The following is a 13,299-nucleotide window of genomic DNA, read 5'->3' as shown; positions in this document are numbered from 1 at the left end:
TCTGATGTAAGCGGAAACATACTTGTTTTCCTCACGTTATCTTTTTATTTTAACGTTTTTTAATAAAGAAAACCCGCTTCCGCGGGTTTTTAGAAAAACTTGAACTTGCCTTTTTTTAGCGTCAGTCCGAGTCCGCCGATCAAAAACAGCGAGCGGTTATCGATGACTTTTTTCATAAACGAAGCCGGTGTGCCTTTCAGCTTTCTGCCATAAACGACCCCTACCGCGTTATGCTCGCCAAGAGAAGCCACCGTTCCTTTAATGTCCGGCTTGAATTCCTCAAGCTCTCCGCCTTTAATGAGCCTGCCAAGATTCTTAGCAACCGCTATTCCCTGCTGCATCGCAATTTGCGCCGTCGGCGGATACGGGCGCTCCGTATCTTCATTCATAAATAGCGAGCTGTCACCGAGAATGAAGACGTTGTCATGTCCGGGTGCGCGAAGGTCAGGATTGACTTTGACCCGGCCGCGCATATTTTCAAAACCGGCTTCCTCCACAATCGGATGGCCGCGGACACCTGCTGCCCATACAACGGTTTGCGATTTGATTTGCTCTGGTTCTTCATCTTTTTTGCCGACTCTGACTCCTTCCGGTGTACATTCTTGTACAGCCGTGCCGATCTTGAACTCAACTCCATTTTCCTCTAGATAATGTACGGCGTAATCAACAAGCTCAGGATCAAAGCCAGGCAAAACGGTCGGCGCTGCTTCTACACAAATAATGCGGACGAGACCCCTATCAACGTCATACTCCTTGCAGAGCTCAGGCACGCGGGCTGCCAGCTCACCGAGAAATTCAATTCCCGTAAATCCGGCTCCGCCTACAACGATCGTTAACCTGTCCGGCCGTTTTTCCGCTTCCGTATGATAAGTCGCAAACTGCAGCTCAATATGTTCCCGCAGTAGACGCGACGTGTTGATGTTGGCAATCGGAAACGCATATTCTTTCAAACCTTTAATACCGAACGTTTCGGGCACCGCGCCGAGTCCGATGACTAAATAATCGTACTGCAGCTCTCCATTCGCAAGCACAACTTTTTTCTCATCAGTTTTGATTGCCTTTACGGTATCCTGTACAAAATTGACCCGCGACTGGTTGATTACATCTTTTATCTGATAACGGCAGCGGTCATGATGGAGCGTACCCGCGCTCGCTTCATGCATCCATGTCGTTTCATAATGATAATTGTGTTTATTCACAAGCGTAATATCAGCATCATTCGGCCCGACAAACTTTATCAGCCTAGTTACCGTCATCAATCCGCCATATCCTGCACCTAAAATCACGATTTTGGGCTTATTCAATGCCATCACATCCACCTTCTCTTTTTTTGCTTTTGTTAGACTCATAATAAAAACATCATTTGTGTTAGCTTCAGCTTATTGGCGGGATTTTATGAAATATATTGAAAAGTTTTTTGTGAAGTCCTCACGCATAGCACTACTATCATATTTATCCGGCTGGCCCAGGAAACATTCAGAAAAAGATCAAATCATTTGGTTATCATCGTATCGGCCTGCGGAAATATTTTCAAGAATGGATGCGCACGCGATACACTCACGATTTTTTCTGCTGACTCGTCAATTTGAACGGCAATATGGTATAATTAATAACAATTTTCATTTAGGAGGCATTTTTCGTATGCGAGAGGATACAAAGGTTTATGATATTACAATTATAGGCGGGGGACCGGTCGGCTTATTCACCGCTTTTTACGGAGGCATGAGACAGGCTAGCGTCAAAATTATCGAAAGCCTGCCTCAGCTCGGCGGACAGCTTAGCGCCCTATACCCTGAGAAATATATATACGATGTAGCGGGATTCCCGAAAATCCGCGCACAAGAGCTTATCAATAACCTAAAAGAGCAAATGGCGAAATTCGACCAAACCATTTGTCTGGAGCAAGCGGTTGAATCTGTTGAAAAACAAGCGGACGGCGTGTTTAAGCTTGTGACAAATGAAGAAACTCACTATTCTAAAACAGTCATCATCACTGCAGGAAACGGCGCATTCAAACCGAGAAAGCTGGAACTTGAAAATGCCGAGCAGTATGAAGGCAAAAACCTTCACTACTTCGTTGACGATTTGCAAAAATTCGCCGGCAGACGCGTTGCGATCCTTGGCGGAGGAGATTCAGCGGTTGACTGGGCGCTTATGCTTGAGCCGATCGCAAAAGAAGTATCCATCATTCACCGCCGCGATAAGTTCCGCGCGCACGAGCACAGTGTGGAAAACCTTCATGCGTCGAAGGTTAATGTCCTGACACCATTCGTCCCTGCGGAGCTGATCGGGGAAGACAAAATTGAACAGCTTGTGCTTGAAGAAGTCAAAGGCGATCGCAAAGAGATTTTAGAAATCGATGACTTAATCGTCAACTACGGTTTCGTTTCATCTCTTGGCCCGATCAAAAACTGGGGTCTGGACATCGAGAAAAATTCTATTGTTGTCAAATCAACAATGGAAACAAACATCGAAGGCTTCTTTGCCGCAGGTGACATTTGCACATACGAAGGAAAAGTCAACCTGATCGCAAGCGGCTTCGGCGAGGCACCGACAGCAGTGAACAACGCCAAAGCTTACATGGATCCGAAAGCCCGCGTACAGCCTCTTCACTCAACAAGTCTTTTTGAAAATAAGTAATAAAAAAAGGAGTTTGTGTCAGCGACACAGCTCCTTTTTTATTTGAAGATATTTATATAATTCATCGCAGTTCCAATGACCAGCGCAATCACAAGTGCTGCGACGATCCAGATCATTGTCATGATAATGCGGTCTTGGATCTTTTGGGACTTCGGTGTTTTTCCTTCGTTTTGAGTCATTTGATTCGCTCCTTTCACATGTCCATCTCTTAAAGAAAGCCTGGTGCTGAACGACCAAGCTTTGCTGAACGTATATCATTCGCGTTTTAATCCGCTCTCTAAGACTTTTCGTTAAGACTATGATACCCAAACTCACCGAGCATGACAAGCTTCGACACTTGAACGTACATGCCAGCAAATAAAAACGTTTGACATCCTAAATAAAACAGAGTACATTATAGAAGGCGAACATTTCATATATTATTGTTTTAAATATTCGTTTTTAGGAGTGAGAACTATGGAAAACGTATTTGATTACGAAGATATTCAGCTAATTCCTGCAAAATGCATTGTAAACAGCCGTTCAGAATGTGATACATCCGTACGTTTAGGCGAACGTACATTTAAATTGCCCGTCGTTCCTGCCAATATGCAGACGATTATAGATGAAAAGCTAGCAATTCAATTAGCCGAAAATGGCTACTTTTATGTGATGCACCGATTTGAACCTGAAACACGAATTGATTTTATTAAAGATATGAACGCACGCGGATTATTCTCTTCTATCAGCGTGGGCGTCAAAGAAGAGGAATATGAATTTGTCTGCCAGCTGGCAGAAGAAAATCTGACTCCTGAATACGTGACAATAGACATTGCCCACGGGCACTCAAATGCTGTCATTGAAATGATTCAGCACCTAAAAAAACATTTGCCGGACAGCTTTGTTATTGCTGGCAATGTCGGAACGCCGGAAGCGGTCAGAGAACTTGAAAATGCGGGAGCGGATGCCACTAAGGTCGGCATCGGACCGGGAAAAGTCTGTATTACGAAAATCAAAACCGGCTTCGGCACAGGGGGCTGGCAATTAGCGGCACTGCGCTGGTGTGCCAAAGCTGCCAGCAAACCGATTATCGCGGATGGCGGCATCCGTACACATGGAGACATCGCAAAATCAATCAGATTCGGCGCAACGATGGTCATGATCGGTTCACTATTTGCCGGGCACGAAGAATCACCAGGCCAAACGATCGAAAAAGACGGAAAGCTCTACAAAGAGTACTTCGGCTCAGCCTCTGAATTCCAAAAAGGCGAAAAGAAAAATGTAGAAGGCAAGAAAATGCACGTGGCACATAAAGGCTCAATTAAGGATACGCTGATTGAAATGGAACAGGATCTGCAATCTTCTATTTCTTATGCAGGCGGAACGAAACTTGACGCCATCCGCAATGTGGATTATGTGATTGTGAAGAATTCGATTTTTAATGGGGATAAGTATTAAAAATAAAAAACGCCAAGTCAGCGGTTCTCCGCTTGAGTTGGCGTTTTCTGCTACTTCTTCAGCAAAGTAAGCTTATATTTGCTTTTTGAATTTATTTTCCATCAGTTCTGCCATTTGTTTTGCATTTGGATTTTCTTCATTTTGTAACTGTTCAATGATGTTCATATAATCCGTTTCATTTCGGTTCTGGCTTAATTTATATGCCGCTTGAATGTCTTCTACCTTAATCTTAAATCCAACGATACCTTTCAATTCACTTTCTAAGAGTTTTGGAGAAAGTTTATCCCATAAAACAGGATTTTCACGATGTTTTTCGTATTTCTCCAGCATCATTGTTAATTCTTCTACTAATTCATCTTTCTCTAGGATACTTGCTTTTCCATACATGTGAACAGCCTGATAATTCCACGTCGGAACATTTTCACGCGAATACCAGGAAGAAGAAATATAAGCGTGCGGTCCCTGGAACATGACAAGCACTTTTTCACAGGCTTCAAACGTTCTCCACTGAGAATTTCCATAAGCAAAATGCCCAGTAATATAGTAATGATCGCCTTTTTTATTGAATCCTAACGGCAAATGAGTGGCAATTGGTTTTCCTTGTTCTGTTGTGACAATCGTACCAAAGGAGTTTTCTTGTACAAAATTCCAAATTTCTTCCGCATTTGTGACCTTAAAATATTTTGGAATATACATCATCATCCATCCTTCGAAAAATATTATATGAGTGTTTTAGCCATGATTAAATCCGTTTGTTCTTCATCACCCATATAAAAAGAGTGGGCGCCGGTCTGAACAAACCCCATTTTCTTATAAAAAGCAATGGCATTTTCATTTTTTTCCCATACACCTAGCCAAATGTTCTTTTTATTACGTTCCAGCGCAATTTCTATAGCTTTATTCAGCAGATGTTTGCCAAGCCCATGTTTTTGAAAGCTGTTCTTTATATAAACCCTCTCGATTTCAAGTGATTCATCACCCATTTTTTCAGACTGAGCATCATCGGTGTTGACCTTTAAATATCCAGCGACTTCATGATTAAAATAAACAAAAAAGAACTGTGAAGACGTATTGGATAATTCCTTTTCCAACTGTTTAGCGTTAAATGCACTTTCCAAATAGGCTTTCATATTTTCAGGTGAATTCTGATCTTTAAATGTATCGTTGAATGTTTCAATACTAAGTTCTTGGAGTATTTTTAAATCTTCACGGCTGCACTTTTTTATATTTATCGTCATTTAAAAATGTCGCTCCTTTATATAATCAATAGTTTCTCGTGTTTACTAAATTTCCAGTCCTTTTCTATTTATAAATGGAAATACATTTTTCCTTTCTCTGTTGGAAAAAGTTTTTTTATAGTACAAAATGCTTTTGTTCGATCTACTAATCTCATTTCAGCTAACTTTTCTTGATACTCCTGGGTTTGCACTTGCTACCACTCCTTTTCACGAAGAATCTCTCTCACCATCAACTCCTCAAACGTGTATTTTGTTGTAAATGCAATAAAAGTACCATGCGTTAAATATAACTCAACTTTGTTGCATTTACAATAAAAATACAGATGAAGGAGGTCGAGTTAAAGTAAAATTTATCTGCTGAAACTCTCATAACTCTTGATCGTTCTGATTTTACGCCATAATAAAAAACGCTTTCCTTAACGATGGTTTATCGCTAAGAAAAGCGTCATGAACAATCTTACGGTTAATCGTGGAATGCAATCACGCAATCCTCCGAAACAGAAACAGGTGAGATGATCAATTCATATCTCGAAATATCGGATAGCGCCTAGCACTCTTCAGGCGTACCTGTATTCGTCGCTGTTCTAAAAGAAGAACCGCAGCCGCATGAAGCGATGGCGTTTGGATTGTCGATAGTGAAGCCGCCGCCGAGCATGGATTGCTTATAATCAATCACGGTACCGTTCATGATATCAAGGCTTTCCTTGTCAACAAGAACAGTAATGCCGTGCTGATCAAACATGCTGTCTGATTCGCCCTTTTCATGCTCAAAGCCCATGCCGTAAGAAAGGCCGCTGCAGCCGCCGCCTTTGACGCCGACACGCAGAAACGCATTTTCTTCTTCATGCTCTTTCATCATATCTTTTATATGCAAAGCTGCTGCTTCTGTAATTGTTACCGGGTTGCTCATCTTTGTGAACCTCCTTTTAAAAACCGGATGTTGTCTTTTATTATAAACATGATTGGTCCAATTCTCAAACAAGGTGTTTTACAAGAAATAGACACCCTCACAAACGGTCTCTGCCGGCCCTGTCATCATCACATGGCCGTTGTCTTTCCAGTTAATCACCAAATCTCCGCCTGCTAAATGCACCGTAATGTCCTGATTTCGTTTTGATACGCCGTTTAACACAGATGCGACGGCTGCTGCACAAGCTCCTGTCCCGCATGCCTGAGTTATGCCTGATCCCCGTTCCCAGACGCGGAAATGCAGTTCATGTTCATTCACGGTTTCGACGAATTCCACATTGACGCCTTCCGGAAATCTCGGATCTTTCTCAATCACCGGCCCCAGTGTCGTCAAGGGTGCCTGTTCAATGTCAGCGATCGGAAAAACGATATGGGGATTTCCCATTGAAACAGCAGTGCCTATTAGTTCAGCTTCACCAAATGTCATGGTTTCATTGATCGTGTGCTCTTCTCCGCCGCCAAGCATCGGGAGTTCGGCTTTTGTCAGGCGCGGTTCACCCATATCGACAGTGACCACATTTACTTTTCCGTTTTCAACTTGAACCTCCGCTTTCACAAGCCCGGAGAGGGTTTCAATCAGAAAAGATGTTTCCTTAACCAGCTTATGCTCATACGCATATTTTGCGACGCAGCGCAGGCCGTTGCCGCAGTTTTTCCCTTCAGACCCATCATTATTAAAAATGCGCATTTTGACAGGCGCTTGATCTGAAGGGCATATTAGGATCATTCCGTCGGAACCGATCCCTGTATAAACAGAAGAAACCTGAACTGCAATCTCAGACAGTTTTTCTTCCGGAAGCTGTTCTTCAAATTGATTCACATAAATATAGCTGTTTCCCAGGCCGTGCATTTTGGTAAATCGAAATGAGTTCATAGGTGCCTCCAACTTTTTTTCTTTTTCTTAGTATAAAAGCTATTATAAACGGACACAATACAATTATCCCCCGTTTTTCATACATAAAAGCTCCTTGCACTGTCGCAAGGAGCTTTTATTGTTTATATAAACATGCCGGCAATGGCTGCGCTAAGCAGATTGGCTAATGTTCCCGCAAGAACAGCCTTCAAGCCGAGGCGTGCGATATCCGAACGGCGGCTAGGTGCTAAACCGCCAAGCGTACCGAGCATAATTGCAATTGACGAAAAATTGGCGAATCCGCATAACGCGAAACTGATAATGGTAGCGGTTTTCTTAGAAAACTCGCCGATGTGCGGACCGAAGTTAGAATAAGCGACAAACTCATTCAGCACCAATTTTTGGCCGATATAGCTTCCCGCCTGCAACGCTTCATGCCATGGCACGCCAATCAAAAAGGCGATTGGGGAAAACACATAACCGAGAATGGATTCTAATGTGACGCCTTTTAAACCGACCAAGCCGAAAACTCCGCCGAGAATACCATTTACTACGGCGATTAATGCAACGAACGCAAGCAGCATCGCTCCAACGTTTAAGGCAATTTGCAGACCTGTTGACGCTCCCTTTGCAGCTGCGTCAATGACATTGGCAGCGCCTTCGCCTTCATCCATATTAAAATCGCTTTTTACGGTTTGCGGCTTTTCCGTTTCGGGAATAATCAGTTTACCAAAGACAAGACCCGCCGGAGCAGCCATAAAGCTGGCCGCAAGCAGGTATTCAATCGGAATGCCGAGAAGCGCGTACCCAAACAAGGTAGAACCCGCAACAGCCGATAGACCGCTCGTCATAATCGTGAATAATTCAGAGCGCGTCAGCCCGGCTATCAGGGGTTTGATCACTAACGGAGATTCTGATTGTCCTACAAAAATATTAGCAGCAGCCGCAAGAGATTCCGTTTGGCTTGTCCCAAGGAGCTTTGACAATCCGCCGCCAATGACACGGAATATGAGCTGCATAATTTTCAAATGATATAAAACTGCAATCAGTGCTGAGAAGAAAATGATAACAGGCAGTACACTTAATGCAAATGCCGGACTGTCGCCGACTTTCAGAAGCGGTCCAAAAATAAAGCTGATGCCTTCATTCGCATAATCAATCAGAAGCTGTACACGGCTTGAAAACCATAAAAAAACAGCGCGTCCCGCTTCCCATTTCAACACGATGTATCCAAACGCCACCTGTGTACATAAACCAACGATGACGGTTCTTATCTTAATATTGCTTTTCTTTTCTGAAAATAAAAACGCGATAGCAATGATCGCAACTGCGCCGAGCAGTCCCCACAGAACACTCATGAATACACCTACACCTCTTAAAATTTTATTTAAAAAAATATCTTTTATACGATAACAATAATATTTTTTGATGTCTACACATTTTTTAGTTCTTTTGGACGACAAAATAAAAAAGGGCCTGTCCCAGGCCCTTTTCTTTTAAAACATTGGATTTTCTTCAATAAATGTATATATATTCTCAACAAGCTCAGCAGGCGTTTCACCCATGACAACTTCTCCGTTTACAAGAGCGAAAAGCGACTCCATACATGTCCCGCAGTAGCTTAAACAGCCGTATTCAAGGACATCCAGGTTTGGATCCTTCTCCAAAATCGCCCGGGCTTCCTGAGAGCCGTGAGCCAGATTGCTGACACAAAATTCAATCATTGGATTCATGCGGTTTCACCTCACATATGTCCATTATCGCGAATTTTTCACCATTCGTCAAAGACAATGGATTGTTCAAAATTTATTATCGTAACATATCATTACTCCAATAACGTTTTACTAATTTGTACTTTCAGGCTAATTTGTAGGTTATTTTCAAACTATTATTGTGATTTTAGATCAAATTCGATATAATTCTAGATGTTATTTTACATAGTTCGTATTTTCTTCAATGTGTCTATCATACTCTTCGGATTAAAGGGGAATTCAAATGAAAAAATTGGTCTTGATCGGCGGAGGTTACGGGAACATGCGTGTTCTTCATCGCTTATTGCCAAACCAGCTGCCTGATGATGTTTCAATCACGTTAATTGACAGAAATCCTTATCACTGCTTGAAAACAGAATATTATGCCCTTGCCGCAGGCACAATTTCTGACCATCATATCAGAGTGTCATTCCCAGAGCACCCTCGCCTGGATGTCCAATATGGTGATATCTCATCAATTGATATTGCACAAAAACAAGTGCTGTTCCAAGATCGTGAACCGATTTCTTACGATGACGCTGTAATCGGGCTCGGCTGCGAGGATAAATATCACAACGTGCCGGGAGCGCCTGAATTCACCTACAGCATTCAAACCATCGACCAGTCCCGCGAAACCTATCAAAAGCTGAATAACCTGAGCGCTAATGCCACTGTCGCCATTGTCGGAGCGGGCTTAAGCGGCGTTGAGCTTGCAAGTGAACTGAGAGAAAGCCGTGATGACCTGAACATCATTCTGTTCGACCGCGGTAATCTCATTTTATCAAGCTTTCCCGAGCGTTTGAGCAAATATGTGCAAAATTGGTTCGAAGAGCACGGTGTCCGCATTATTAACAGGGCAAATATCACAAAAGTTGAAGAAGGCATTGTGTATAACCACGATGAACCGATTTCTGCAGACGCCATCGTGTGGACAGCCGGCATACAGCCGAACAAAGTCGTCAGAGACTTAGATGTGGAAAAGGACGCACAAGGGCGTATCGTATTAACGCCTCATCACAATCTTCCTGGTGATGAACATCTGTACGTTGTCGGCGATTGCGCCAGCCTCCCTCATGCACCGAGCGCCCAGCTGGCAGAGGCTCAAGCAGAGCAGATTGTCCAAATCTTGCAAAAACGCTGGAATGGAGAAGCCCTTCCAGAATCAATGCCGCAGTTTAAGCTGAAAGGCGTCCTCGGTTCACTCGGAAAAAAAGCCGGCTTCGGTCTTGTTGCTGACCGCCCGCTGATCGGCCGTGTTCCGCGCATGTTGAAATCCGGCTTGCTGTGGATGTACAAACATCATAACGGTTAATGATAGAGAAGAACCGCTGATCTTATCAGCGGTTTAAATGATTACAAACGGCTAAAACGGTTTTAGTTTTAGCCGTTTTCATCTTTTCAGCGTGTTTGAAAACCCTTGAAGTCTAGGAAAGGCGAGCATTGGAGCGGAGCGAATGTTTTAATTCGTGAGCACCAACTCACAGGCTTGACAACGAATGCGAGGGTTTGTCCACACGCTGGAACTGCTGATCATGTCAGCGGTTTTCTGTATACCCATGCTTCTCCATTTCCTCATAAACGTCTTTTAATTTCGGATTGCCTTCACCAACAATTTTGTCTTCTACAAGAACAAGCGGATAAAAATACTCGTCATTTCTGATTTTTTCCGCAAGCTCTTTTGCAAGTTCATTGTCAGGCGGCTCATAAATATCGATGTATTGCATCGCAAAAGGCTGATTTGGATATTTTCTTTTCAGCGCAGCCTCAAGCCACTCGTATGTATCCTTGGCCGTCGGCATATTGACACAGCTTGCACAAACGGTTTCTGCCCCGTACACGCTGAGCACGACAGGTTTTGTCACTGGAAACGCCTCCTTCCCCCTATGTATGTCCTTTCTTTCAGTATACAGAGCCAAAAGACGTTTTTATAGAAAAAAACCGTTTTTGTGTTCAAGTCTTAATGTGCTATAATAGGGAAAGCAACTTTGCAAACCAAACAATAGATTTTTATTGTTACACTGAATATAATGGTTTTATGATGACGAAAGGAGCGAATGTCATGACTGAAGTTGAAATGAAAGAACAGGTGCAGGAAGTACTGGACAAACTTCGTCCGTTTTTACTTCGTGACGGCGGTGACTGTGAGCTTGTAGACGTAGATGAAGGTATCGTTAAGCTTCGTCTTCTAGGCGCATGCGGCAGCTGCCCAAGTTCAACAATTACGCTGAAAGCCGGAATTGAACGCGCTCTTCTTGAAGAAGTGCCGGGTGTCGTTGAAGTAGAACAAGTCTTTTAATAAAGCAGCCAGGCTGATCGTTAATCAGCCTGGCTTTTTTATTAGAGATATTGATCAAACCATGAGCTTATATAATTCAGGCGCTTGATCCGCTGTACCGGGTGTCCGCTGCGTGACAAATTGTGCGACGCTTTCGGAAAACGGACAAGGATCGTTTCCTTGCCCATTTTTTTCAGAGCAATAAATAGCTGCTCCGCCTGCTCGATCGGGCACCGGTCATCTCGCTCGCCATGCAGAATCAAAAGCGGTGTCTCCACGTTTGCTGCGTATTTTAAAGGGGAACGGTCCCAGAGCTTTTCTGTGTCTGCAAACATGTCATGCTCTAGCTGCCAATCTGTAAAGAAATAGCCGATATCACTGACGCCATGAAAGCTGATCCAGTTTGAAATCGAGCGCTGGGTGACAGCGGCTTTAAAGCGGTTCGTCTGTCCAACGATCCAGTTGGTCATAAATCCTCCATAACTTCCGCCCGTGACACCGAGCCGCTTAGGATCAATCTGCGGATCTCGTTTGATAGCCTCATCCACAGCCTGCATCACATCCTCATAATCCTTTCCTCCATAATCTCCTCTGACGGCATTCACAAATTCCTGCCCGTAACCGTGGCTTCCTCTCGGATTGACATAAACCACTGCGTATCCTTTCGCCGCCAGCACTTGAAATTCATGAAAATATGTATGCCCGTACATCATGTGCGGACCGCCGTGTATGTTGAGAATAAGAGGATATGAGGTTTCACCTTCCGCCTGTGCAGGCTTCATCAGCCAGCCGTTCACCGTCACGCCGTCTTCTGTGACATATTGAATATCTTCAGGTATTGAAATCGTATGCTCGCCGACAAACTTGTCATTCGCGCCAGTCAGCCTTTTCTCTTCCTGCCCAAGCGGGAGGCTGTAAAGCTCGCTCGGTCTGTCCGGCTTTGTCACACTGGCAATAAAGTGTTGTTCGTCAGGTGAAATGGAAAAACTATTGATGTACTCTTTTTCGAGACGAATCGGATACACAAGGCCTTCAATCGAAATATAATAGATTCCCGTACTGCCTTGATCTGTGCCGATGACATAAAACCCTTGGCTGTCTTTCGTCCAAACCGGGCGCTGTTCGGCACCTCCGATCAGTGAATCTCCAATGAGCGCATCCGCTAAATGAACGTCAAGCATTTCAGTCAGACATGTAAGGTTGTCTTGTTCGATATCATAGAGCCACGCCTTTTCGAACGTTGCATTCTGATATTCCTTTTCATGTCCAAGCAAAGCAAGATACCTTCCGTCCGGTGAAAATGAGCTTGGTCCGAATGAGCCGCGATGAGACGTAATCTGCTTGAGATCTCCAGTATCCAGCGACATCATGCAGACATCGTGCGGCTTGCTGGCATCGTCCGTTTCAGTCAAATTAGCTGAGAAAACAAGCGATTTGCCGTCAGGAGAAAAAGCAGGGTCGCCATGATCGGCTTTGTGATTTGTCAGCTGCTTCACCTTACCAGACTTCACGCTGACAAGCACAAGCTGGGCATACGTACCTCTCGTCAGCCCTTTGCCGTCCCGTTTATAGGCTAGACCTTGAACTTCAACAGGTTCAAAACTGTCCGGCTCCGTTTTTTCTCGGTCATCAATCCTTTCTCCCTCTCCCAAACTGACAGTGACAAGCACCGACTCGCCATACGGGGACCATATTGGCTTTGACACGCCATACGGGATATTAGTCAGTTTTCTTGCTTCCCCGCCTTCAGCACTTATGATATACAGCTGTGCTGCATCGCCTTCACGATCAGAAATAAAGGCAAGCGTGCGCCCGTCCGGAGACCATCTTGGGTCCGTGCACCGCTTTTCTCCGTGTGTCCAAGGAACAGACCTGCCTGTTTTCGTTTCATAGATCCATATATTTGATGTATACGAATCTTTCTCTTGATTCACTTGTGACTGGACATATGCGGCACGGATGCCATCTGGGGCGTATTGAGGATCGGTTACAGAGACAATCGCTGTGATGTCTTCTGCGGTTATCAGCTTTTTCATGTTCATCTCCTCCTTTTAACAACTATTTCGTTTTTCTAAATAAAAACTCCTTTATCTCCAGCAGAAAAAAAGCGCCCTCCGCTGATGCTGAGGGACGCTT

General features: G+C 44.0%; 14 protein-coding genes. 4 read left to right on the top strand and 10 right to left on the bottom strand.

The window, feature by feature from the left end:
• Positions 1–89 precede the first annotated feature (89 nt).
• The gene (locus AC0C66_RS18570; protein WP_472973675.1) at positions 90–1,310 is read right to left on the bottom strand and encodes an NAD(P)/FAD-dependent oxidoreductase; all 1,221 of its coding nucleotides are present in this window, start codon (positions 1,308–1,310) and stop codon (positions 90–92) included.
• A gap of 331 nt (positions 1,311–1,641) precedes the next feature.
• Between AC0C66_RS18570 and yumC the strand changes: the two genes are divergently transcribed.
• A complete protein-coding gene (gene yumC / locus AC0C66_RS18565; RefSeq protein ID WP_003220618.1) occupies positions 1,642–2,640 on the top strand; it encodes a ferredoxin--NADP reductase 2 in 999 nt (332 codons plus the stop codon).
• 38 nt (positions 2,641–2,678) lie between these two features.
• Here the strand turns inward: yumC and AC0C66_RS18560 are convergent, their stop codons facing one another.
• A complete protein-coding gene (locus tag AC0C66_RS18560; protein WP_003220614.1) occupies positions 2,679–2,819 on the bottom strand; it encodes a hypothetical protein in 141 nt (46 codons plus the stop codon).
• Between the two features lie 277 nt (positions 2,820–3,096).
• Here AC0C66_RS18560 and guaC point away from each other — a divergent pair, with 277 nt between their 5' ends.
• Positions 3,097–4,077, top strand: a complete 981-nt coding sequence (gene guaC / locus AC0C66_RS18555; protein ID WP_014115023.1) for a GMP reductase — start codon at positions 3,097–3,099, stop codon at positions 4,075–4,077.
• 72 nt (positions 4,078–4,149) lie between these two features.
• Here the strand turns inward: guaC and paiB are convergent, their stop codons facing one another.
• The 6 genes from paiB to AC0C66_RS18525 all read right to left on the bottom strand — a co-directional run bounded on the left by paiB (position 4,150) and on the right by AC0C66_RS18525 (position 8,870).
• Positions 4,150–4,773 carry a protease synthase/sporulation negative transcriptional regulator PaiB gene (gene paiB / locus AC0C66_RS18550; protein ID WP_061188019.1) on the bottom strand — a complete coding sequence of 208 codons (624 nt, stop codon included), beginning with the start codon at positions 4,771–4,773 and terminating at the stop codon, positions 4,150–4,152.
• 23 nt (positions 4,774–4,796) lie between these two features.
• A complete protein-coding gene (gene paiA / locus AC0C66_RS18545; protein WP_072182288.1) occupies positions 4,797–5,315 on the bottom strand; it encodes a spermidine/spermine N(1)-acetyltransferase in 519 nt (172 codons plus the stop codon).
• 547 nt (positions 5,316–5,862) lie between these two features.
• Positions 5,863–6,225, bottom strand: coding sequence for a HesB/IscA family protein (locus AC0C66_RS18540; protein ID WP_003222918.1), 363 nt, complete (start codon positions 6,223–6,225; stop codon positions 5,863–5,865).
• A gap of 78 nt (positions 6,226–6,303) precedes the next feature.
• Positions 6,304–7,158 (bottom strand): diaminopimelate epimerase, encoded by an 855-nt coding sequence (gene dapF, locus AC0C66_RS18535; protein ID WP_072182289.1) that lies wholly within the window; start codon positions 7,156–7,158, stop codon positions 6,304–6,306.
• Positions 7,159–7,280: 122 nt separating this feature from the next.
• Entirely contained in the window at positions 7,281–8,495 is a 1,215-nt protein-coding gene (locus AC0C66_RS18530) for a NupC/NupG family nucleoside CNT transporter (protein ID WP_014115028.1), read from the bottom strand.
• A gap of 138 nt (positions 8,496–8,633) precedes the next feature.
• On the bottom strand, positions 8,634–8,870 hold the full coding sequence (locus AC0C66_RS18525) for a YuzB family protein (protein ID WP_003222913.1): 237 nt from the start codon (positions 8,868–8,870) through the stop codon (positions 8,634–8,636).
• A 262-nt stretch (positions 8,871–9,132) separates the two neighbouring features.
• Between AC0C66_RS18525 and AC0C66_RS18520 the strand changes: the two genes are divergently transcribed.
• Entirely contained in the window at positions 9,133–10,200 is a 1,068-nt protein-coding gene (locus AC0C66_RS18520) for an NAD(P)/FAD-dependent oxidoreductase (protein WP_061188016.1), read from the top strand.
• A 223-nt stretch (positions 10,201–10,423) separates the two neighbouring features.
• On the opposite strand, the gene AC0C66_RS18515 is transcribed toward AC0C66_RS18520, so the two are convergent.
• The gene (locus AC0C66_RS18515; RefSeq protein ID WP_072182293.1) at positions 10,424–10,750 is read right to left on the bottom strand and encodes a YuzD family protein; all 327 of its coding nucleotides are present in this window, start codon (positions 10,748–10,750) and stop codon (positions 10,424–10,426) included.
• Between the two features lie 98 nt (positions 10,751–10,848).
• Between AC0C66_RS18515 and AC0C66_RS18510 the strand changes: the two genes are divergently transcribed.
• Positions 10,849–11,184: a NifU family protein gene (locus AC0C66_RS18510; RefSeq protein WP_171017000.1), complete on the top strand. Its 336-nt coding sequence runs from the start codon at positions 10,849–10,851 to the stop codon at positions 11,182–11,184.
• Between the two features lie 41 nt (positions 11,185–11,225).
• On the opposite strand, the gene AC0C66_RS18505 is transcribed toward AC0C66_RS18510, so the two are convergent.
• Positions 11,226–13,199 (bottom strand): S9 family peptidase, encoded by a 1,974-nt coding sequence (locus AC0C66_RS18505; protein ID WP_072182294.1) that lies wholly within the window; start codon positions 13,197–13,199, stop codon positions 11,226–11,228.
• Between the last annotated feature and the right edge of the window lie 100 nt (positions 13,200–13,299).

The organism is Bacillus sp. VA13 (assembly GCF_055710085.1).
Note: the sequence above shows the minus strand (reverse complement) of the source record. Positions and strands in the feature narration are given on the sequence as shown.